Origin of the sequence: Ramlibacter tataouinensis (assembly GCF_001580455.1) — a bacterium.
Classification (GTDB): Bacteria; Pseudomonadota; Gammaproteobacteria; order Burkholderiales; family Burkholderiaceae_C; genus Ramlibacter; species Ramlibacter tataouinensis_B.
In genome coordinates this window covers 1,767,787-1,788,306 of sequence record NZ_CP010951.1, presented here as the reverse complement: position 1 = coordinate 1,788,306, position 20,520 = coordinate 1,767,787, and the positions used below count along the sequence as shown (strand labels likewise).

Below are 20,520 nucleotides of genomic sequence, written 5' to 3'. Positions count from 1 at the left end.
GATTTCAGTCGACTCCGTAGCGTTGCCGGTAGGCGAGCACCTGGCGATGGTAATCGCCCAGCGCGTCGCCGCTGTGGTTTTCCAGATACTGGAGCAAATCGGCCAGGCGCGCTATCGCGCAGATCTCCAGGCCCAGGTGGCGTTGCACATACTGCACGGCGCTGTGATCCACGTCATGCCCGCCCTCGGTGGCTTTCTCCTGCCGGTCCAGCGCGATGGCGACGGCATGCGGCCGGGCGCCCGCCTGGGCGATCAGCGCGATCGATTCGCGCACGGCCGTGCCGGCGGAGATCACGTCGTCGATGATCATCACCTTGCCCGCCAGCGGCGCGCCGACCAGCATGCCGCCTTCGCCGTGGTCCTTGGCTTCCTTGCGGTTGTAGGCGTAGGGCACGTTGCGCCCCAGGCGCGCCAGCTCGATGGCCACCGCCGCCGCCAGCGCGATGCCCTTGTAGGCCGGGCCGAACAGCATGTCGAACTCGATCCCCGAGGCGAGGATGCGGCGTGCATAGAATTGGGCCAGCCGGCCGAGCTTAGCGCCGTCGTCGAACAGGCCGGCGTTGAAGAAGTAGGGCGACAGCCGCCCGGCCTTGGTCTTGAACTCGCCGAAGCGCAGCACCCCGGCTTCGACCGAAAACTGAACGAACTCCTGGGCCAGCTCGTCGCGGCCCGTACTAGAAGCGCCCATGGGCAAATCCTTGTTCAAACTTACCAGCCTCAACCTGAACGGCATCCGCTCCGCCGCCGGCAAGGGGGTCGAGGACTGGGTCGCCCGCACCCGCCCGGATTGTATTTGCGTGCAGGAGGTCAAGGCCCAGGCCCCCGACATCGAAGGCCGCTTCGAGCAACTGGCGGGCCTGACCGGGCACTTCCACTTCGCGCAGAAAAAAGGCTACTCGGGCGTCGCGGTGTACAGCAAGCACGCGCCCAGCGACGTGATCGTGGGTTTCGGCTCCCCCGAGTTCGACGCCGAGGGGCGCTACGTGGAACTGCGTTTCGACACCCCGCAGCGCAAGTTCTCGGTCATCAGCTGCTACTTCCCGAGCGGCTCCTCGGGCGAGGAGCGGCAACAGGCCAAGTTCCGCTTCCTCGACGAATTCGACCCGCACCTGGTGCGGCTGAAGGCGCAGCGCGAGTTCGTGTTGTGCGGCGACGTCAACATCGCCCACAAGGAGCAGGACCTGAAGAACTGGAAGGGCAACCGCAAGAACAGCGGCTTCCTGCCCGAGGAGCGCGCCTGGATGGGCAAGATCCTGTCCGAAACCGGGCTGGTCGATGTCTATCGCCAGCTGCAGCCGGAAACCACCGAGGCCTGCTACACATGGTGGAGCAACCGCGGCCAGGCCTACGCCAAGAATGTGGGCTGGCGGCTGGACTACCACCTGGCCACCCCCACGGTCGCCGCGCTCGCCCGCAGCGAATCGATCTACAAGACCGAGCGCTTCTCGGACCACGCGCCCATCACGGTGGACTACGAGTTCAAGCTCTGACTGGGGTGCGGGCCCGCGCGGTCTAGCCGGCCCGGTTGCGCCGCCTCACTGCTTGCGCAGCACGAAAGCCAGCGCCCGCGGATTCCCCTCCGCTTTCCACTCGCCCCGCACTTCGCGGCCGCAGGAGCCCTCGACCACGTCGCCCAGCCAGGTGGCGCTGATGTTCAGCCCGTTGACCGACTCCTCCAGCGTGAGTTCGCCCTCCAGCACATCGCCGGCCAGCTGGATGATCCGCCCCGCGCGCTTCAGCGTGCCGCGCACGGTCTCGGCGTATTCGGGATGCTTGACCAGCACCAGGGTCAAGGGCGCGCGCTCGCCTTCGATTTCGGCCTTCCAGGTGCCGAGAAGGTGCTGTTGCGCGACCTCCGGGGCCGAGGGGCATGCGGCCGGCGCCTGCGCCAGGGCCGGCCCGGCGGCCGCGATGCAGGCGCAGGCCAGCCAGCGCCTCATCCGTTGGCCGCCGTCGAGGCCGCGCTGTCCTGCGCCTTCTTCGCGAACTCGGCGCGCAGCGCCTTGAGCTTTTCGCGCGGATCTTCCCGGGTGGTGGCTTTCTCCAGCGCCATCTCGGCGATGAAGCGGCTGGGCTGCGCCGCCACCATCTCGCGGCCCTTCTTGCGCCGGCGCGTCCAGCTCACCGCCAGCGAGCGCTGCGCCCGCGTGATGCCCACGTACATCAGGCGCCGCTCCTCCTGCAGCCGCTGCAGGATGCCTTCGTTGGCCTGGCCCTTGGCGCCGTCGTCGTCATCGAGCTTGAAGGGCAGCAGCCCTTCGTTCACGCCGATCAGCAGCACGTGCGGCCACTCCAGGCCCTTGGCGGCGTGCAGGGTGGACAGCGTCACCAGGTTCTGGTCCTGCTCGCGCTCGCTGATGGTGGACAGCAGGGAAATCGTCTGCGCCACCTCCATCAGCGTCTTCTTCTCGCTGCTGGTGGTGACGCCGGCGGTGTCGTCGATCTGGCCGCCGCAGCGCTGCGCCATCCAGTCGCAGAAATCCAGCACGTTGGTCCAGCGCGACGCCGCCAGCTTCTCGCTGTCCTCGGATTCGTACAGGTGCTTTTCGTAGCCGATGTCGCGCAGCCAGTCGGTGAGGAAGGCGCGCGCATCCTCGGCGCCCGAGGTGTGGCGCGCCCGGTACTCCAGGTCGTTGACGTAGCGGCCGAACTCATGCAGGCCGCCCACCGCGCGCGTCGACAGGGCCGAGCCCAGCGAGGAGGAGAACAGCGCCTCGAACAGGCTGAGCTTGTACTTGCCGGCGAACACGCCCAGGTTCTGCAGCGTCTGGTGGCCGATGCCGCGCTTGGGCGCGGTGACCGCGCGCAGGAAGGCCGGGTCGTCGTCGTTGTTGACGATCAGGCGCAGCCAGGCGCACAGGTCCTTGATCTCGGCGCGGTCAAAGAAGCTCTGGCCGCCCGAGACCTTGTAGGGGATCTGCGCCTTGCGCAGGGCCTGCTCGAACACCTTGGCCTGGTGGTTGGCGCGGTAGAGCAGGGCGAAGTCCTTCCAGTCCTTGCCCAGGCCGTTGGCCCGGATCGACTGGATGCGCGCCACCGCGCGCTCGGCCTCGTGCTCCTCGTTGTCGCAGTCGACGATGCGCACCGGCTCGCCCTCGCCCAGTTCCGAGAACAGCGTCTTGGGAAACAGCTTGGGATTGGGGCCGATCACGTTGTTGGCCGCGCGCAGGATCGCCGAGGTGGAGCGGTAGTTCTGCTCGAGCTTGATGACCTTGAGCTTGGGGAAGTCCTGCGGCAGCTTCTTCAGGTTGTCCAGGGTGGCGCCGCGCCAGCCGTAGATCGACTGGTCGTCGTCGCCCACTGCGGTGAAGCGGCCATGGCCGCCCACCAGCAGCTTGAGCAGCTCGTACTGGGTGGCGTTGGTGTCCTGGTATTCGTCCACCAGCACATGGCCGAGCAGGGCTTGCCACTTCTCGCGCACCTCGGCGTGGTTCTGCAGCAGCTTCAGCGGCAGGCCGATCAGGTCGTCGAAGTCCACGCTCTGGTAGGCCGCGAGCCGCTCCTCGTAGCGCGCCATGATGCGCGCGGTGATGCGCTCGTTGTCGTCCGCCGCCTGCGCCTCGGCCTGCGCGGCGGTCAGGCCCATGTTCTTCCACAGGCTGATGGCCCACTGCCATTGGCGCGCGGTGGCAGCGTCGGTGGTGCCGCCGGCGTCCTTCAGGATCGCGGTGACGTCGTCGCTGTCCAGGATCGAGAACTGGGGCTTCAGGCCCAGCGCCGCGCCGTCCTGCCGCAGCATGCGCACGCCCAGCGCGTGGAAGGTGCAGATCACCACCTCCTTGGCGCCCTTGCCGACCAGCCCCTTGGCGCGCTCGCGCATTTCGGCGGCGGCCTTGTTGGTGAAGGTGATGGCGGCGATGCGCTTGGCTTCCAGGCCGGTCTGGATCAGGCGGGCGATCTTGTGCGTGATTACGCGCGTCTTGCCCGACCCGGCGCCGGCCAGCACCAGGCAGGGCCCATGCAGGTGGTTGACGGCTTCCTGTTGAGCGAGGTTCAGACCGGCGGACATCGGGAGCGGGGAATGGGGGAGGAAACTGCGGGGGCTGTTGGAGCCGAGCCGCGAATCATAACGATGAGCTCGGGCGAGAATACGCCGTGCTCGCCATCCTCCAGGTCACCTTTCCGTTCTTCGCGCTGGTGCTTTGCGGCTACATCGCCGCGCGCCAGCGCCTGCTGCCGTTCGATGCGATTCCCGGCCTGAACACCTTTGTCCTGTATTTCGCGCTGCCGTGCATGCTGTACCGCTTCGGCGCAAACACGCCGATTGCGCAACTTCTCGACGTCGTGGCCGGTGCGGTCTACCTGGCCTGCGCGCTGCTGCTGGTGGCCGGCGTGGTCTGGACCAGCCGCGGCCCGCGCATCGGCTGGAACGACGCCGCCTTCGGGGCGCTGGTCGCGGCCTTCCCCAACACCGGCTTCATGGGCGTACCGCTGCTGGTGGCGCTGCTGGGCGCGCAGGCCGCCGGGCCGGCCATCCTCACCATCCTGATCGATCTGGTGATCACCAGTTCGCTGTGCATCGCGCTGTCGCGCCTGGATGCAGCCGGTGCCCACGGCGCCGAGGTCGCGGCGAAGAATGCGCTCAAGGGGGTGGCCCTGAACCCCATGCCCTGGGCGATCGCGCTCGGCGGCGCGGCCTCGGCGCTGCAGCTGGAGCCGGTCAAGCCGGTGGGACAGACGATCGGGCTGCTGGCCGACGCGGCCTCGCCGGTGGCGCTGTTCACCATCGGCGCCGTGCTGGCCCGCTCGCAGCACGTGGCCGCCATGATGCAGCACGAGCCCCACCCCTGGCGCGACTTCCTGCCGGTGGCGCTGGTCAAGCTGCTGCTGCATCCGCTGCTGGTGTGGGGCGCCGGCCATGCCGCGATCGCCGCCGGCGCGCCGCTGCGGCCCGAGTCACTGACCGTGATGGCGCTGGTGGCCGCGCTGCCCTCGGCCAGCAACGTGGCGCTGCTGGCCGAGCGCTTTCACGCCGACACCGGCCGCATCGCCAAGATCATCCTGCTGACCACCGCGGCGGCGTTCCTGACCTTCTCCGGCGCGGTGGCGCTGCTGCGCTGACCCCGCTGCAAGACAATCGGCCCATGTGCAACCGCTACCGCCCCGCCAGCGTGACCTATGTGCGCGATGTGTTCGGCTTCACCCTGATCAAGGAGCGCGAGGGCGAGAGCTACAACACGGAAGGCATCGGGCCCTGGCAGAACGGGCCGTTCGTGCACTCGCGCGGGCTGGACATCGGCCAGTGGGGGCTGATCCCCTGGTTCTCCAGGACCCGCCGCCCCACCGGCAAGCTGGGCCAGCCGATCAGCACCAACAACTGCCGCATCGAGACCGTCGCCACCGCGCCCAGCTTCAAGGAGCCGTGGGCGCGCGGCCAGCGCTGCCTGATCCCGGCGGCGGACTACGACGAGCCGTACTGGGGCACCGGCCGCAACATCTGGTGGCGGTTCCGCCGCCGCGACGGGCAGGCCTGGGCGCTGGCCGGCCTGTGGAACGAATGGACCGATCCGGCCAGCGGCGAGCTCGTGGTGAGCTACACCATGCTCACCCAGAACTGCGACAGCCACCCGCTGCTGGCGCTGATGCACAAGCCCGACCCCACGCTGCCGCCCGATGCGCAGGACAAGCGCAGCGTGATCCCGGTCGAGCGCCAGCACTGGGACACCTGGCTCAATGGCAGCGTCGACGAGGCGATGGCGCTGGTGCGCCTGCCCGAGGCCGGCCTGTTCGAGCACGGCGCCGCCGATCCGGCGCAGCAGGTGCCGCTGGGCGATGCCAGTGAGCAGGGCCAGCAAAACCTGATCTAGTCCCGTCGAGCGAAGTCATGGCCTTCCGCGGCCGCTTCACCGCCGACGCCCAGCTGGGACGGCTGGCGCGCTGGCTGCGCGCGCTCGGTTTCGACTGCGCCTACGACGAATCGCTGCCCGGTCGGCAGCAGCTGCAGCAGTCCCGCCAGCAGGGGCGCATCCTGCTCACGCGCAACCGCGTGCTGCTGCGCGAACAGAAGCCCGCCAGCGCCTTCGAGGTGCGCGGCGACGATCCGCTGGAGCAGCTGCGCCAGGTCGTCACCGCCATGGCCTTGCCGCCGCCGGTGCAGCTCTACACCCGCTGCATGCTCGACAACGCCGAGCTCGGCCCGCCGCTGCCGCCGGCGCAGGCCGATGCGCTGGTGCCGGCCGGCGTGCGCGGCATCCCGGGCCCGGTGCGCCAGTGCCCGGTCTGCGGCCGGGTGTACTGGCAGGGCTCGCACGTGCGGCGCATGCGCGCGGCCCTCGAGCGCGTGCTGCCGGGCTGGCTGCCCGAAGGCATCGGATAATGGTCCGCATGGCCTCCCTCGTGCCCCTTTTCGAATCGCACCGCGGCGGCACGCTGGAGTCGGTGAACTTCGGCGCCGTGGCGGTGTGCGACAGCCAGGGCCGCGTGCTCGGGGCCGCGGGCGACCCGCACTGGCTCACCTTCACCCGCTCCACCCTCAAGCCGCTGCAGGCGCTGCCCTTCCTGCAGTCGGGTGGGGCGCAGGCGCTGGGTTTCACGGCAAGCAACATCGCGCTGCTGTGTGCAAGCCACAGCGGCGAGCCCATGCACGTCGAGCAGGTGCAGCAGATGCTGGACAAGGCGGGCGTCGGCTTGCGACGCCTGCAGTGCGGCTGCCATGTGCCCTACTACGTCGAGCAGGGTGTGGGCGCCGCGCCGGCGGCGTTCGATGAGCGGCACCACAACTGCAGCGGCAAGCACACCGGCTTCCTGGCGCACTGCGTGCACCGGGGCTGGCCGCTGGACAGCTACCTGGAACCCGCGCACCCGCTGCAGCAGGAAGTCCGCCGCGACGTGGCCCGCGCGGTCGGCCTGTCCGAAGGCGAGCTGCGGATGGGCATCGATGGCTGCTCGGCGCCCAACTATGCAATGCCGCTGGCGCACCTGGCCCGCGGCTACGCCCGCCTGGCGCGCGGCGCCGCCGACGGCGAATTCGGCGCCAGCTTCGCGGCGCTGGCCGGCGCGATGGGCGAATTCCCGGAGCTCGGCTCGGGCACCGGCCGCAACGACCTGGCTTTCATGCGCGCCGGCGGTGGCGACTGGCTGTCCAAGGCAGGCGCTGACGGCGTGCAGGTGGTGGCCAGCAAGAGCCGCGGCCAGGCCGTCGCGGTCAAGATCGCCGACGGTGGCAAGCTCGCGGCCGCCGCCGTCACGGTGGCCGCGCTCGACCAGCTTGGCTGGCTGGATGGGCACCAGCGCGAGGAACTGCGCCCGTGGCGCGCGCAGGAGATCCTGAGCGTGCGCGGCGCGCCGGTGGGCGAGCGCAAGACCGCATTCAGGCTGGCGCCGGCATGAGCCGCACGGCCGCTCCGAAGGCTCATAGCACCGCAGCCCGCAGGGCGGAGGTTATCCAATGAGCCGCCCGGCCGCTCCGAAGGCTCGTAGCACCGCAGCCCGACAGGGCGAAGGTTATCTAATGACTCCGAGACCGGCCCGCCTCAGGGGCGGTCGCGCGACCGGCCGCGCAGCATGCCGTAGATGAACAGCAGCACGACGGCGCCGATCACGGAGGCGATCCAGCCGGCGGCCTCTTCCTGCTGGTACCAGCCCATGGCCACGCCGACGTAGCGGGCGATGAACGCGCCCGCGACGCCGAGCAGCGTGGTCATGATCAGGCCCATGCGGTCGTCGCCCGGCTTCAGGGCCCGGGCGATCAGGCCCACGATGAAGCCAACGACGATGGTGCCGATGATGGACATCATGCGCATACCTCCGCTTGAACTGCGTCCACTCTAGCCACGCCGCCCGGTGCCATGTGGCTCGTCCGCGGCAACGCCTCTGTGCCTGCTGTGTCGCACTGTTAAAATCGTCAGCCACGCAATCCTCGACAGCCTCTGGGTCTAAGCCATGAACCGCTGCCTCTCATTGCGGGCACGAATCGCGCTTGCCGCATTCGCCTCGCTCGCCGCACTCACCCCCATCCTGTTGCCCGCTCCCGCGGCCGCGCAGGGCATCCAGCGCGAAGCGCCCAAGGATGTCGTGCTGGGCCAGATGGCGGTGGGCGCGCCGCCCGAGATCCAGATCGACGGCAAGGCCGACCGGCTGTCCCCCGGCTATCGCATCCGCGACCTCAACAACATGCTGGTGCTGTCGGCCAGCCTGGCCGGCCAGACCGTGCCCGTGGTGTACCGGCGCGACGCCGCCGGCCTGGTGCACGAGGCCTGGCTGCTCACGGCCGAGGAATACCGCCGGCTCGGCGGCGTTGGCGGCGGGGCCGACGGCTACAGGAAGTTCGCCGAATTGCTCTCGGTGATCTTCGGCGCGCGCCGTTGAAGGAGCCGGCCATGACGCGCAAAGTCTTCATCAAGACTTTCGGCTGCCAGATGAACGAGTACGACTCGGACAAGATGGCCGATGTGATGAACGCCGCCCAGGGCTACGAGCCCACCGACAATGTCGACGAGGCGGACCTGATCCTGTTCAACACCTGCTCGGTGCGCGAGAAGGCGCAGGAAAAGGTGTTCTCCGACCTCGGGCGCGTCAAGCACCTGAAAAGCAAGGGCGTGCTGATCGGCGTCGGCGGCTGCGTCGCCAGCCAGGAGGGCGCGGCGATCATCGAGCGCGCGCCCTACGTGGACGTGGTGTTCGGCCCGCAGACGCTGCACCGCCTGCCGCAGCTGCTGGCCCAGCGCGAACGCCAGCAGCGGCCGCAGGTGGACATCAGTTTCCCCGAGATCGAGAAGTTCGACAGCCTGCCGCCGGCCCGCGTCGAAGGCGCGACCGCCTTCGTCAGCATCATGGAAGGCTGCTCCAAGTACTGCAGCTACTGCGTCGTGCCCTACACCCGCGGCGAGGAGGTCTCGCGCCCGTTCGAGGACGTGCTGGCCGAAGTGGCTGGCCTGGCCGACCAGGGCGTCAAGGAAGTGACGCTGCTCGGGCAGAACGTCAACGCCTACCGCGGCAAGATGGGCGACACCGCCGAGATCGCCGACTTCGCGCTGCTGCTCGAATACGTGGCCGACATCCCCGGCATCGAACGCATCCGCTATACCACCAGCCATCCCAACGAGTTCACGCAGCGCCTGATCGAGGCCTACGCCCGCGTGCCCAAGCTGGTGAGCCACCTGCACCTGCCGGTGCAGCACGGCAGCGACCGCATCCTGATGGCGATGAAGCGCGGCTACACCGTGCTGGAATACAAGAGCACGGTGCGCAAGCTGCGCGCGGTGCGGCCGCAGCTGTCGCTGTCCAGCGATTTCATCGTTGGCTTCCCCGGCGAGACCGACGAGGATTTCGCCCGGCTGATGAAGCTGATCGAGGACGTCGGCTACGACGCCAGCTTCTCCTTCATCTTCAGCCCGCGCCCGGGCACGCCGGCGGCCAACCTGCACGACGACACGCCGCATGCGGTGAAGCTGGCGCGCCTGCAGCAGGTGCAGGCGGCGATCGAGGCCAACGCCCAGCGCATCAGCCGGAGCCTGGTCGGCACCGTGCAGCGCATCCTGGTCGAAGGGCCGTCCCGCAAGGACCCCGCGGAACTGATGGGCCGCACCGAGTGCAACCGCATCGTCAATTTCAGCGGCCAGCCGCACCTGGTCGGGCAGATGGCCGACGTGACGATCACGCAGGCCCTGCCGCACTCGCTGCGCGCCGAGGTGCTGGAGCGCGAGGAAGCCGCGGCCTAGGGCCGGGCCCCTAGTTGACCTCGACGCCCAGCTTGGCGAGGGCGTCGCTGATCGGGATGAAGAAGTTCATTCCGGCCAGGCCCTTGGCCCCCAGGCCCATCACCGTGATGCCGATGACCGTGCCCTTCGCGTCGAGCAGCGGGCCGCCGCTGTTGCCCGGCAGGATCGCGACATCGCTCTGGATGTAGCGCTTGTCCTCCATCGTGCGGTAGCCGCTCAGGATGCCGCGCGTGAGCGTGGCGTTGAAGCGGTCGCCCAAGGGCGAACCGAGCGCATACACATCGTCGCCCACATTGGCTTCGCCCGTGCGCAGCGGCAGCGGTGGCACGCCTGAAGCCTCGGTCTTGATCAGCACCACGTCGCGCAGCCGGTCGCTGCGCACCACTTCGCCGACCAGCTCGCGCCCGGTGGTCAGGGTGACCTTGACGATCTTGGCGTCGCCCGTCACATGGGCGTTGCTCAGGAGGTAGCCGTCGCTGACGAAGAAGGCGGTGCCGGTGCCGCTGCCGTTGCTGACGGTGGCCACGCCGGCGCGCAGCAGCGTCACGTTCTTGTTCAGGGCTTCACCGCCGGGCCGGGCGCCGGCGAGCTTGAGGACCTCCATCCCGGTCGCGGCGCCCTGCGGCGCGGCCGCGGCGGGCACGGCGAGCACGGCGGCCTGAAAGCGCTCGTCGGCCAGCAGGTTGCGCGAGGCGGCGGCGAAGGCGCGCACGAAGAAGGTGGTGAGGGGCGTCTTCTCCGGCGTGCCTGGCTGGTAGCTGCCTTCGGTCGTGGTTTCGAAGATGACTTTCTGGGTGTCGACCTGCAGCACCTGCCAGAACAGCTGCATGTAGACGCCGCCGCTGGTCTCGCCGCTGCGCACGCAGAAATTGGCGCCGACGTCCTTGATCAGGACGCCCACATGCAACTGGGCCGATGAGCGCTGGCGCTCGCGGTCGGCCGGGGTGTCGAAGATCGCATCGGATTGCACGGGCACCGGGTAGCCGGCCGTTTCCAGCTCGGCGCGGAAGGTGCGCGACAGCTGCGTGTTGAACGCCTGGTACAGCTTGTCGTTCCAGGTGGCGGTGCCCCGGGTGCTGCAGAACAGGCCGTCCTGCAGCACGCCGATGCGCGCCGGCGGCGTCTCGAAGCGCGTCTTGATGGTGCGCAGCATCAGGGGCCGTCCGCCGGACCCCGCCGGCAGGGCGAGGGGCGTGCGCGCCTCGACTTCCTTGACCCGCGGCACCTCGGCATGCGCCGCCGCCGCGATCATCGTGCAGGCGGCCAGTGCCGCCCATGCTGCTTGCATTCCCCTCATCGCGCTCCTCCGCGTCCCGCCACTGCGCGGGAGTATTGTGCAGCCGCCGGCAGCGGCGTCAGAACGGCAGTTTGGGCATCCCGCCCTTGCCCCCCTTGCCGCCCATCCCGCCCATGCGCTTCATCATCTTCATGAGGCCGCCGCCCTTCATCTTCTTCATCATGCCCTGCATCTGCTCGAACTCGTTGAGCAGGCGGTTGACTTCCTGGACCTGGACGCCGGCGCCGGTGGCGATGCGGCGCTTGCGGGTGGCCTTGATCAGTTCGGGCTTGCGCCGCTCCAGCGGCGTCATGCTGTTGATGATGCCTTCCTTGCGGCGGATGTCGCGCTCGGCCTTGGCCATGTCGACGTTGCCGGCCTTGGCGGTCATCTGCGCCGGCAGCTTCTCCATCAGGCTGGACAGGCCGCCCATCTGCTTCATCTGCTGGATCTGCGCCAGGAAGTCGTTCAGGTCGAACTCGCCGGTCTTGACCTTGGCGGCGAGCCTCTGCGCCGCCTGCACGTCGACGCCGGCGGTGACCTGCTCGACCAGCGCCACGATGTCGCCCATGCCCAGGATGCGACCGGCGTGGCGCTCGGCGTCGAACACCTCCAGGCCGTCGATCTTCTCGGACACGCCGGCGAACTTGATCGGCGCGCCGGTGACCTGGCGCACCGACAGCGCGGCGCCGCCGCGCGAGTCGCCATCCATCTTGGTCAGGATGATGCCGGTCAGCGGCAGCGCCTCCTTGAAGGCCTTGGCGGTGTTGATCGCGTCCTGGCCCTGCATGGCGTCGACCACGAACAGCGTCTCGACCGGGTTGAGCGCGGCATGCAGCTCGCGGATCTCGCGCATCATGGCCTCGTCCACCGCCAGCCGGCCGGCGGTGTCGACCAGCAGCACGTCGAAGTACTGCCTGCGCGCGAAATCGACCGCGGCGCGGGCGATGTCCACCGGCTTCTGCTCGGGCGAGCTGGGGAACCATTCGGCGCCGGCCTGCCCGGTCACCGTTTTCAGCTGCTCGATGGCGGCCGGACGGTAGACGTCGCCCGAGACCGTCAGCACCTTCTTCTTGCGCTTTTCGATCAGGTACTTGGCGAGCTTGGCCGTGGTGGTGGTCTTGCCCGCGCCCTGCAGGCCGGCCATCAGGATCACCGCCGGCGGCTGCGCGGCCAAGTTGATGTCGGACACGCCTTCGCCCATGGTGGCGGCGAGCTCGCGGTTGACGATGCCCACCAGGGCCTGTCCGGGCGAGAGCGAGCCCAGCACCTCCTGGCCCATCGCCTTGTCCTTGACGCGCGCGATGAAGTCGCGCACCACGGGCAGGGCGACGTCGGCCTCGAGCAGGGCCAGGCGCACTTCGCGCAGCATGTCCTGGACGTTGGCTTCGGTGATGCGGGCCTGGCCGCGCAATTCCTTGGCCAGTCGCGAGAGTTTTTCGGTGAGGGCGGAGGTGGCCATGAGGGTTGGAGGGGAGTGGGGCGCCGGAAGACCCGGGCCTTTGCCGGGGTGCGGCGTGGCCGGAAACACCTAAACTGTGAGCCATGATTCTATCCAGTGCCTCCCCCGCGAACGTCGTGCTTTCGCTGGCGGCGGCCTTGGCCTATGCGGTGCCCGCTGCGGCGGCCGCGCGGCTGTCCGAGCGCGGGGCGCGCCTGGCCCTGCTGGCGGCCTGGCTGTTGCACGTGTTGGCGATCGCCGCCGGCCTGCTGGGCGATCCGCCGCGCTTCGGCTTTGCCCCGGCCCTGTCGGTCACCGCCTGGCTGGTGCTGACCGTCTACGCGGTGGAGCGCCAGATGTTTCCGCGCCTGCAGGCGCGCTGGGCGCTGGCCGGCCTGGGCAGCGCCGCGGTGCTGCTGGCGCTGGTGTTTCCGGGCTCGACCCTGCACGCCACCGCCTCGCCCTGGCTGCCTCTGCACTGGGCGCTGGGCATCGCCTCCTACGGCCTGATTGCCGCCGCCGTGGTGCACGCCTGGCTGATGACGCGGGCGGAGCGCGATATCCGCCAGGCCACCGACCCGCACGCGGGCATTCCGCTGCTGACGCTGGAGCGCCTGACGTTCCGGTTCGCCACCGCCGGCTTCGCGCTGCTGTCGGCGACGCTGCTGGCCGGCGTCGTTTTCAGCGAGTACCTGTACGGGCAGCCGGCGCGCTGGGACCACAAGACCATCTTCTCGCTGCTGGCCTGGGCGGTGTTCGCCTTCCTGCTGCTGGGCCGGCTGCGCTTCGGCTGGCGTGGACGCAAGGCCGTGCGGGTGCTCTATACCGGCTCGGTGCTGCTGTTGCTCGCCTACGCCGGCTCGCGTTTCGTGCTCGAAGTGATCCTGAGGCGCGCCGCATGATGAAGTTCCTGTTGCTGCTGGCCGTGGTGCTGGTGGTGATCTGGTTCCTGCGCGGCGGCGCGCGCCGGCCGGACGAAGCCGGGCGCGAGCAGGCGGCGCGGCGCGCCGCGCCGCCCGCGCCATCCGCGCCGCAGGACATGGTGGAATGCCCGGTGTGCCATGTGCACCTGCCGCGCGCCGACGCATTGCCCGGACCGGGCGGGCAGCTCTATTGCTGCGCCGAACACCGGCTGCGGGGCGAAGGCTGAATACCTTGGCACCGCTGACCGAAGCCCCGCGCGACGGCGCCGAAGAGCGGGCGCGCGGGTCGGCCTTCGACCGCCTGTGGCGCGGCTTCATGACCGCGCGCACGACCATCGCGCTGGTCCTCACCGTGCTGCTCGGCGCCCTGCACACGCTGGCCCCGGCGCTGGGCGTGACCCGCTGGCTGATCGGGCTGTGCGCGGGCTACCTGCTGGTGGCGCTGGCGGGGCGGGTGTTCTTCGTGCCGGCGCCGCCCGGCCGAACCTTCGATCGACAGTGGCTGCCGACCGCCGGGGCGGACCTGCTGGCGATCTCGACCCTGCAGTTCCTGCAGGTCGCCAGCATCAACTATTCGCCGCTGTTCGCGCTGCCGGTGCTGATGTCGGCGGTGCTGGGGTCGTCGGTGGCGGCGCTGGCCACCGCCGCCGGCGTCGCCTTGCTGCTGCTGGTCGACGTCTGGATCCAGATCCCGCACCTGGCGCCGGAGTCGACCGAGCTGCCTTCGCGCTTCCTGCAGGCCGGGCTCACCGGTGTCGGCTATTTCGCCCTGGCCTTCCTGGTCAACCAGCTGGCCGCGCGGCTGGCGCGCGAGGAGCAGGCGGCGCTTCGCGGGCGCCGGGCGGCGCGCACCCACGCGCAGGTCAACGAGCTGGTGATCGAGGCGCTCAGCGAAGGCGTGCTGGTGGTCGACGCCAGCGGCCGCGTGCACGCGGCCAATCCGGCCGCCCGCATGCTGCTCGGCCTGGCCGACGTCGCCAGTCAGTCGTCCTTCGCGCTGGCGGCGCAGGCCGGCTGGGAGCCCCTGCGCGAGCTGGCGCGGCAGACCTTCGAGCTGCGCGGTCCCCAGCTGCGCGAGCTGGCGCTGGACGAGCCGGCCGCCGGCCGCCGGCGCATGCATGTGCGCACCCGCCTGACGGAAGAAAGCTACGGCGAGGGGCTGTGCGTCATGTTCCTGCACGACCTGCGCGAGATGGAAGCGCGGCTGCGCACCGAGAAGCTGGCGGCCATGGGCCGGATGTCGGCGGCCGTGGCGCACGAGATCCGCAACCCGCTGGCCGCCATCGCCCAGGCCAATGCGCTGCTGGAAGAAGACCTGCGCGAGCCGGGCCTGCGCCAGCTCAGCGCGCTGGTGCGCAAGAATGCGCAGCGGCTGGCGCAGATCGTCGAGGAGATCCTGGACGTCTCGCGCGCGCGCGCTGCGGCCGGCGGCTCGCCGCCGCTGGCGCTCGATGCCTCGGTGGCGGCGGCCTGCAAGGATTGGGCGGCGCAGACCGGCAGCGGCCCGCGCCTGCAGCTGTCGCTGGGCGCGCCGGGCGTGCGGGTGCGCTTCGAGCCCGACCACCTGCGGCGCGTCCTGGTCAACCTGCTGGACAACGCGTTGCGCTACTGCGGCGAACGCCCGGATTCGATCCGGGTGCTCACGCGCGAGTCGGCCGACCAGGTGAATCTGCACGTCTGGAGTGACGGCGAACCGATGGAAGCGTCGGTCCAGCGCCACCTTTTCGAGCCTTTTTTCACCTCGGAGAGCCGATCCAGCGGCCTGGGGCTGTTCATCTGCCGCGAGCTGTGCGAACGTCACGGTGCGACCATGGCCTACCAGCGCCGCATCGGAGGCACGGTGGGGACCCAGCGCGAGGGGAACGACTTCGTCGTGACCTTCGGACCCCTGAACGCGAGGGCGACGGGCAACACAACCTTTGACAAAATAAACGCCTAATGTCCGCCACTTCCACCGCGCAGGTACTGGTCGTCGATGACGAACCCGACCTGCGCACGCTGTACGAGCTCACGCTGCTGCGGGAGGGCTACCGCGTGGACGCCGCCGGCAGCGTGGCCGAGGCCTGGCAGCAGCTGGAGGCCAAGCGCTTCGACGCTGTGATCACCGACATGCGCCTGCCCGACGGGCAGGGGCTGGAGCTGCTGCAGCGCATGTCGCAGCAGCAGCGGCCCGAGCGCTGCATCGTCATGACCGCCTACGGTTCGGCCGAGAACGCCGTCGAGGCGCTCAAGGCCGGCGCCTTCGACTACCTCACCAAGCCGGTCGACCTGCGGCAATTTCGCAACGTGGTCGCATCGGCGATCCAGGAAGTCACGCCGGCGCGCGGCCGCGTCGCGGCGCGCACTGCCGCGCCGGCAGAGCGGCCGACCGGTGGCGATGCCGCCCTGCAGCGGCTGGTGGGGGAGTCCCAGGCCGTGCGCGCCGTCAAGGAGCGCGTGGCCAAGGTGGCGCGCAGCATGGCGCCGGTGCTGGTGCGCGGCGAGTCCGGCACCGGCAAGGAACTGGTGGCGCGGGCGATCCACGCCTGCAGCCACCGCGCCGACGCGCCCTTCGTGGCAGTGAACTGCAGCGCGATCCCGGAGGCCCTGCTCGAAGCCGAGTTCTTCGGCGCCAAGAAGGGCTCCTACACCGGCTCGGCCGCCGACCGCGAGGGCTACTTCCAGGCGGCGCGCGGCGGCACGCTGTTCCTCGACGAGATCGGCGACCTGCCGCTGCCCATGCAGTCCAAGCTGCTGCGCGCGATCCAGGAGCGCCAGGTGCGGCCGCTCGGCTCCACCCAAGAGGACGCCGTGGACGTGCGCATCGTCAGCGCCACGCACAAGGACCTGGTGGCCGACGTCCAGGCCGCCCGCTTCCGCCAGGACCTGTACTACCGCCTCAATGTCATCGAGATCGTGGTGCCGCCGCTGCGCGAGCGCCGCGAGGACCTGCCGCGGCTGTGCGAGGCGCTGCTGGCGCGCATCGCGCAGGACACCGGCGTGCCGGCGCCGGTGCTGACGCCGGAGGTGATGGCGCAGCTGTGGGCCCATCCGCTCGGCGGCAACGTGCGCGAGCTGGAGAACCTGCTGCACCGTGCCGTCGCGCTGTCGGACGGTCATGAAATGCATCTGGACCTCGAGCCGGCAGCGGCTCCGGCGCTGGCGCCGGAGCCCGAGATGCCGAACGACCTGCAGGCCTGGCTCGACCAGAAGGAGCGCGACGTCCTGGTGAAGGCGCTGCAGGACAGCGGCTTCAACCGCACCGCCGCCGCGCAACGCCTGGGGCTGACGCTGCGCCAGATCCGGTATCGCATCGCGCGCCTGCAGATTCCCGTGCCGGGCGGCGCCGACGAAGGCGACGATGCCTGAATCGGGCGCCCTGTGGGACGCGGGCTGGTACCGCTTCGCCCGGCGCCTGGATTCAGCGAACTTCGGACCGCGGCCGGCGGGCGCCCAGGTCGACCTGATCGTGCTGCACTCGATCAGCCTGCCTCCCGGCGAGTACGGCGGCGACGCGGTGCAGCAGCTGTTCACCAACACGCTCGACTGGGACGCCCATCCCTATTTCAAGAGCATCGAGGGGCTGGAGGTCTCGTCGCACTTCTATATCCGGCGCGACGGCCAGCTCTGGCAGTTCGTCGACTGCGACCACCGCGCTTGGCACGCCGGCGCCTCCAGCTGGCGCGGCCGCGCCAACTGCAACGACGATTCCATCGGCATCGAGCTGGAGGGCCTGGAAGGCGCCAGCTTCGAGCCGCCCCAGTACGAGACGCTGGCGCAGCTGTGCGCCGCCCTGGCGCAGCGCTACCCGATCGCGCACGTGGCCGGCCACGAGCACATCGCGCCCGGGCGCAAGTGCGACCCCGGCCCCGGCTTCGACTGGGCCGAGTTGCGCCGCTCGCTCGGCTGGCCGGGCGAGCAGTTCGCCGCCTGATAGGCAACAAACTGTTACGGTGCCGCAGCCGCTGCGCGCGGCAATGCAGAGGCAGAGCTGCCAAGCACCTTGTGGATGCGCAATCGAGCATTGGCGCGGCTGTGCGAACTCAGCCGGAGAGGCTCTTCAACAGCCTGTCCACAAAATATCGACAACCTAGCAAAACCACTAGATGTAGTGAGCTTGACTCCGTACAGACCCCATATATAGTGCCTGACTGAGCCGCACGGCGGTACACTTCGCGTCCCAAATAAAGACTACAGCCGAGGAAACCAGCAGCATGCAATCCGTCCTGAGCACGACCGAAACCAGCGTCAGCAACAACGCCATGTTCAGTGCCCCGCAGCCGGCGCAAACCGCGGCCACCCCCCTGGCGCACTACCAGATCATCCGCCGCAACGGCGCGGTGGTTCCGTTCGAGCCCAACAAGATCGCGATCGCGATGATGAAAGCCTTCCTGGCGGTGCACGGCACCCAGGGAGCCGCCTCGGCCAGCGTGCGCGAGGTGGTGGACCAGCTCACGCAGGCCGTGATCCGCGCGCTGGTGCGCTCGCGCCCGGGCGGCGGCACCTTCCACATCGAAGACGTGCAGGACCAGGTCGAGCTCGGCCTGATGCGCGGCGGCCACCACGAGATCGCCCGCGCCTACGTGCTGTACCGCGAGCGCCGCACGCAGGAGCGCGCCGCCAAGCAGGTCCGCGAAGAACCCCAGGCGCCGCAACTGCAGGTGCTCGACGGCGGCCGGCGCGTGCCGCTGGACCTGAACGCGCTGAAGGCCCTGATCGAGTCGGCTTGCGCCGGCCTGTCGGCCGATGTCAAGGCCGATCCGATCGTGGCCGAAACCATGCGCAACCTGTACGACGGCGTGCCGATCGACGAAGTCTACAAGGCCTCGATCCTGGCCGCGCGCACGCTGATCGAAAAGGATCCCGACTACACCTACGCCACCGCCCGTCTGCTGCTGCACACCATCTTCAAGGAAGTGCTGGGCCGCGAGATCGCGCCGGCCGACGCCGCCGCCGGCTACGCCGAGTACTTCCCCGGCTTCATCCGCAAGGGCGTGGAAGCCGAGCTGCTCAGCCCCGAGCTGCTGAACTACGACCTCGCCAAGCTGGGCGCGGCGCTGAAGGCCGAGCGCGACCAGAAGTTCGACTACCTCGGCCTGCAGACGCTGTACGACCGCTACTTCCTGCACGTGCGCAAGACCCGCATCGAGCTGCCGCAGGCCTTCTTCATGCGCGTGGCCATGGGCCTGGCGCTGAACGAGATCGACCGCGAGACGCGCGCCATCGAGTTCTACGAGGTGCTGTCGAGCTTCGACTTCATGTCCTCGACCCCGACCCTGTTCAACAGCGGCACGCTGCGCTCGCAGCTGTCCTCGTGCTACCTGACCACGGTGCCGGACGACCTGGACGGCATCTACGAGTCGATCAAGGAGAACGCGCTGCTGTCCAAATTTGCCGGCGGCCTGGGCAACGACTGGACGCGCGTGCGCGCGCTGGGCTCGCACATCAAGGGCACCAACGGCGAATCGCAGGGCGTGGTGCCGTTCCTGAAGGTGGTCAACGACACCGCGGTGGCGGTCAACCAAGGCGGCAAGCGCAAGGGCGCGGTCTGCACCTACCTGGAAAGCTGGCACCTGGACATCGAGGAATTCCTCGAGCTGCGCAAGAACACCGGCGACGACCGCCGCCGCACCCACGACATGAACACGGCCAACTGGATCCCGGACCTGTTCATGCGCCGCGTGATGGAAAAGGGCGAGTGGACGCTGTTCTCGCCGTCCTCGGTGCCCGACCTGCACGACAAGTTCGGCGCCGAATTCGAGAAGGCCTACGTCGCCTACGAGGAAAAGGCCCGGCGCGGCGAGATCAAGCCCAGCCGCACCCTGCCGGCCACCGACATGTGGCGCAAGATGCTGTCGATGCTGTTCGAGACCGGCCATCCCTGGATCACCTTCAAGGACGCCTGCAACGTGCGCTCGCCGCAGCAGCACGCCGGCGTGGTGCACTCGTCCAACCTGTGCACCGAGATCACGCTCAACACCAGCGACACCGAAACGGCGGTCTGCAACCTCGGCTCGGTCAACCTGCTGCAGCACCTGAAAGACGGCGGCATCGACCACGACAAGCTGAAGAAGACCATCGCCACGGCGATGCGGATGCTCGACAACGTGATCGACATCAACTACTACGCGGTCAAGAAGGCGCGCGACTCCAACATGAAGCACCGCCCGGTCGGGCTGGGCGTCATGGGCTTCCAGGACGCGTTGTACGAGCTGCGCATCCCCTACGCCTCGCAGCAGGCGGTGGAATTCGCGGACCAGTCGATGGAGGCGGTTTGCTACCACGCCTACTGGGCCTCGACCGAGCTGGCCCGCGAGCGCGGCCGCTATTCCAGCTACCGCGGCTCGCTGTGGGACCAGGGCGTGCTGCCGCTGGACACCCTTGAGCTGCTGGCGCGCGAGCGCGGCGGCTATGTCGAAGTGGACCGCTCGGCCACGCTGGACTGGGACGCGCTGCGCCAGAAGATCGCCCGCGACGGCATGCGCAACAGCAACTGCGTCGCCATCGCGCCGACCGCCACCATCTCCAACATCATCGGCGTGGACGCCTCGATCGAGCCGTGCTTCGGCAACCTCTCGGTCAAGTCCAACCTGTCGGGCGAGTTCACCGTGGTCAACCATTACCTGGTGCGCGACCTCAAGCGCCTGGGGCTGTGGGACGACGTGATGGTCATGGACCTGAAGCACTTCGACGGCTCGCTGCGGCCGATCGACCGCGTGCCGCAGGACGTCAAGGCGCTCTATTCCACCGCCTTCGAGGTCGAACCCGAGTGGCTGGTGGAAGCCGCCGCACGTCGCCAGAAGTGGATCGACCAGGCGCAGTCGCTCAACATCTACATGGCCGGCGCCTCGGGCAAGAAGCTGGACGAGACCTACAAGCTGGCCTGGCTGCGCGGCCTGAAGACCACCTACTACCTGCGCACCACCAGCGCCACGCAGGCCGAGAAATCGACCGTGCAGTCGGGCCGGCTCAACGCGGTGTCCTCCGGTGCGGCCAACGGCGGCATGAGCGCGCTGGAGAAGGCGGCGGCCGCGGCGCAGACGCAGATGAATGCGAGCACCGACGGCGGGCCGGCGACGGACATCAAGTTCTGCGCCATCGACGATCCTGGTTGCGAGGCCTGCCAGTAATTCGTGGAAGCGCTCGACATGAAAGGGCGCTTCGATGTATCGGCGTTCTCCGACAGAACGCCGATGCAATTGAGCAACAAAATCGCGCGGTGATGTGAACGGACACTTTGAC

19 protein-coding genes are annotated in these 20,520 nt (G+C 69.2%); 13 read left to right on the top strand and 6 right to left on the bottom strand.

Going from position 1 to position 20,520, the window contains the following annotated elements:
• Positions 1 to 4 precede the first annotated feature (4 nt).
• Positions 5 to 688, bottom strand: a complete 684-nt coding sequence (gene pyrE, locus UC35_RS08595; RefSeq protein WP_061498049.1) for an orotate phosphoribosyltransferase — start codon at positions 686 to 688, stop codon at positions 5 to 7.
• Positions 689 to 698: 10 nt separating this feature from the next.
• Here pyrE and UC35_RS08590 point away from each other — a divergent pair, with 10 nt between their 5' ends.
• A complete protein-coding gene (locus UC35_RS08590; RefSeq protein ID WP_061503749.1) occupies positions 699 to 1,490 on the top strand; it encodes an exodeoxyribonuclease III in 792 nt (263 codons plus the stop codon).
• 45 nt (positions 1,491 to 1,535) lie between these two features.
• On the opposite strand, the gene UC35_RS08585 is transcribed toward UC35_RS08590, so the two are convergent.
• Complete coding sequence (locus UC35_RS08585) at positions 1,536 to 1,940, bottom strand: hypothetical protein (RefSeq protein WP_061498047.1); 405 nt, start codon at positions 1,938 to 1,940, stop codon at positions 1,536 to 1,538.
• Positions 1,937 to 4,009 (bottom strand): ATP-dependent helicase, encoded by a 2,073-nt coding sequence (locus tag UC35_RS08580; protein ID WP_061498045.1) that lies wholly within the window; start codon positions 4,007 to 4,009, stop codon positions 1,937 to 1,939. The genes UC35_RS08585 and UC35_RS08580 overlap by 4 nt, the downstream gene beginning before the upstream one ends.
• Positions 4,010 to 4,095: 86 nt before the next feature.
• Here UC35_RS08580 and UC35_RS08575 point away from each other — a divergent pair, with 86 nt between their 5' ends.
• The 4 genes from UC35_RS08575 to UC35_RS08560 are packed head-to-tail and all read left to right on the top strand — an operon-like array spanning position 4,096 to position 7,329.
• Positions 4,096 to 5,061: an AEC family transporter gene (locus UC35_RS08575; RefSeq protein WP_061498042.1), complete on the top strand. Its 966-nt coding sequence runs from the start codon at positions 4,096 to 4,098 to the stop codon at positions 5,059 to 5,061.
• Between the two features lie 23 nt (positions 5,062 to 5,084).
• Entirely contained in the window at positions 5,085 to 5,807 is a 723-nt protein-coding gene (locus UC35_RS08570; protein ID WP_082792957.1) for an SOS response-associated peptidase, read from the top strand.
• Between the two features lie 17 nt (positions 5,808 to 5,824).
• On the top strand, positions 5,825 to 6,316 hold the full coding sequence (locus tag UC35_RS08565) for a Mut7-C RNAse domain-containing protein (protein ID WP_061498040.1): 492 nt from the start codon (positions 5,825 to 5,827) through the stop codon (positions 6,314 to 6,316).
• Between the two features lie 8 nt (positions 6,317 to 6,324).
• On the top strand, positions 6,325 to 7,329 hold the full coding sequence (locus tag UC35_RS08560; RefSeq protein ID WP_061503748.1) for an asparaginase: 1,005 nt from the start codon (positions 6,325 to 6,327) through the stop codon (positions 7,327 to 7,329).
• Positions 7,330 to 7,472: 143 nt separating this feature from the next.
• On the opposite strand, the gene UC35_RS08555 is transcribed toward UC35_RS08560, so the two are convergent.
• Positions 7,473 to 7,736 (bottom strand): GlsB/YeaQ/YmgE family stress response membrane protein, encoded by a 264-nt coding sequence (locus UC35_RS08555; protein WP_061503747.1) that lies wholly within the window; start codon positions 7,734 to 7,736, stop codon positions 7,473 to 7,475.
• 145 nt (positions 7,737 to 7,881) lie between these two features.
• Between UC35_RS08555 and UC35_RS08550 the strand changes: the two genes are divergently transcribed.
• Both UC35_RS08550 and miaB read left to right on the top strand, forming a co-directional pair.
• Positions 7,882 to 8,307, top strand: a complete 426-nt coding sequence (locus tag UC35_RS08550) for a hypothetical protein (RefSeq protein WP_061498039.1) — start codon at positions 7,882 to 7,884, stop codon at positions 8,305 to 8,307.
• 11 nt (positions 8,308 to 8,318) lie between these two features.
• Complete coding sequence (gene miaB, locus UC35_RS08545) at positions 8,319 to 9,659, top strand: tRNA (N6-isopentenyl adenosine(37)-C2)-methylthiotransferase MiaB (protein ID WP_061503746.1); 1,341 nt, start codon at positions 8,319 to 8,321, stop codon at positions 9,657 to 9,659.
• A gap of 10 nt (positions 9,660 to 9,669) precedes the next feature.
• Here miaB and UC35_RS08540 read toward each other — a convergent pair whose 3' ends face one another.
• On the bottom strand, positions 9,670 to 10,947 hold the full coding sequence (locus UC35_RS08540) for a S1C family serine protease (protein WP_158513875.1): 1,278 nt from the start codon (positions 10,945 to 10,947) through the stop codon (positions 9,670 to 9,672).
• A gap of 67 nt (positions 10,948 to 11,014) precedes the next feature.
• A complete protein-coding gene (gene ffh / locus UC35_RS08535) occupies positions 11,015 to 12,397 on the bottom strand; it encodes a signal recognition particle protein (protein WP_061498035.1) in 1,383 nt (460 codons plus the stop codon).
• 83 nt (positions 12,398 to 12,480) lie between these two features.
• Between ffh and UC35_RS08530 the strand changes: the two genes are divergently transcribed.
• The 6 genes from UC35_RS08530 (at position 12,481) to UC35_RS08505 (ending at position 20,408) form a co-directional block, all read left to right on the top strand.
• Positions 12,481 to 13,278 carry an inner membrane protein YpjD gene (locus UC35_RS08530; RefSeq protein WP_061498033.1) on the top strand — a complete coding sequence of 266 codons (798 nt, stop codon included), beginning with the start codon at positions 12,481 to 12,483 and terminating at the stop codon, positions 13,276 to 13,278.
• Positions 13,275 to 13,526 carry a PP0621 family protein gene (locus tag UC35_RS08525; protein ID WP_321572382.1) on the top strand — a complete coding sequence of 84 codons (252 nt, stop codon included), beginning with the start codon at positions 13,275 to 13,277 and terminating at the stop codon, positions 13,524 to 13,526. Before UC35_RS08530 ends, UC35_RS08525 begins: the two co-directional genes overlap by 4 nt.
• 5 nt (positions 13,527 to 13,531) lie before the next feature.
• The gene (locus UC35_RS08520) at positions 13,532 to 15,238 is read left to right on the top strand and encodes a two-component system sensor histidine kinase NtrB (protein ID WP_061498028.1); all 1,707 of its coding nucleotides are present in this window, start codon (positions 13,532 to 13,534) and stop codon (positions 15,236 to 15,238) included.
• Entirely contained in the window at positions 15,238 to 16,647 is a 1,410-nt protein-coding gene (locus tag UC35_RS08515) for a sigma-54-dependent transcriptional regulator (RefSeq protein WP_061498026.1), read from the top strand. Before UC35_RS08520 ends, UC35_RS08515 begins: the two co-directional genes overlap by 1 nt.
• Positions 16,640 to 17,212 (top strand): 1,6-anhydro-N-acetylmuramyl-L-alanine amidase AmpD, encoded by a 573-nt coding sequence (gene ampD / locus UC35_RS08510; protein ID WP_061498024.1) that lies wholly within the window; start codon positions 16,640 to 16,642, stop codon positions 17,210 to 17,212. Before UC35_RS08515 ends, ampD begins: the two co-directional genes overlap by 8 nt.
• Before the next feature lie 328 nt (positions 17,213 to 17,540).
• Positions 17,541 to 20,408 carry a ribonucleoside-diphosphate reductase subunit alpha gene (locus tag UC35_RS08505; RefSeq protein WP_265331340.1) on the top strand — a complete coding sequence of 956 codons (2,868 nt, stop codon included), beginning with the start codon at positions 17,541 to 17,543 and terminating at the stop codon, positions 20,406 to 20,408.
• Positions 20,409 to 20,520: the final 112 nt, after the last annotated feature.

What these genes read in the sequence shown, in the direction of transcription:
- ampD (WP_061498024.1), top strand. Translation starts at nt 16,640, where the DNA reads ATGCCTGAATCGGGCGCCCTGTGGGACGCGGGCTGGTACCGCTTCGCC.
- ffh (WP_061498035.1), bottom strand. Translation starts at nt 12,397, where the DNA reads ATGGCCACCTCCGCCCTCACCGAAAAACTCTCGCGACTGGCCAAGGAA.
- pyrE (WP_061498049.1), bottom strand. Translation starts at nt 688, where the DNA reads ATGGGCGCTTCTAGTACGGGCCGCGACGAGCTGGCCCAGGAGTTCGTT.
- UC35_RS08515 (WP_061498026.1), top strand. Translation starts at nt 15,238, where the DNA reads ATGTCCGCCACTTCCACCGCGCAGGTACTGGTCGTCGATGACGAACCC.
- UC35_RS08570 (WP_082792957.1), top strand. Translation starts at nt 5,085, where the DNA reads ATGTGCAACCGCTACCGCCCCGCCAGCGTGACCTATGTGCGCGATGTG.
- UC35_RS08525 (WP_321572382.1), top strand. Translation starts at nt 13,275, where the DNA reads ATGATGAAGTTCCTGTTGCTGCTGGCCGTGGTGCTGGTGGTGATCTGG.
- UC35_RS08585 (WP_061498047.1), bottom strand. Translation starts at nt 1,940, where the DNA reads ATGAGGCGCTGGCTGGCCTGCGCCTGCATCGCGGCCGCCGGGCCGGCC.
- UC35_RS08540 (WP_158513875.1), bottom strand. Translation starts at nt 10,947, where the DNA reads ATGCAAGCAGCATGGGCGGCACTGGCCGCCTGCACGATGATCGCGGCG.
- UC35_RS08530 (WP_061498033.1), top strand. Translation starts at nt 12,481, where the DNA reads ATGATTCTATCCAGTGCCTCCCCCGCGAACGTCGTGCTTTCGCTGGCG.
- UC35_RS08550 (WP_061498039.1), top strand. Translation starts at nt 7,882, where the DNA reads ATGAACCGCTGCCTCTCATTGCGGGCACGAATCGCGCTTGCCGCATTC.
- UC35_RS08580 (WP_061498045.1), bottom strand. Translation starts at nt 4,009, where the DNA reads ATGTCCGCCGGTCTGAACCTCGCTCAACAGGAAGCCGTCAACCACCTG.
- UC35_RS08560 (WP_061503748.1), top strand. Translation starts at nt 6,325, where the DNA reads ATGGCCTCCCTCGTGCCCCTTTTCGAATCGCACCGCGGCGGCACGCTG.
- miaB (WP_061503746.1), top strand. Translation starts at nt 8,319, where the DNA reads ATGACGCGCAAAGTCTTCATCAAGACTTTCGGCTGCCAGATGAACGAG.
- UC35_RS08565 (WP_061498040.1), top strand. Translation starts at nt 5,825, where the DNA reads ATGGCCTTCCGCGGCCGCTTCACCGCCGACGCCCAGCTGGGACGGCTG.
- UC35_RS08555 (WP_061503747.1), bottom strand. Translation starts at nt 7,736, where the DNA reads ATGATGTCCATCATCGGCACCATCGTCGTTGGCTTCATCGTGGGCCTG.
- UC35_RS08505 (WP_265331340.1), top strand. Translation starts at nt 17,541, where the DNA reads ATGTTCAGTGCCCCGCAGCCGGCGCAAACCGCGGCCACCCCCCTGGCG.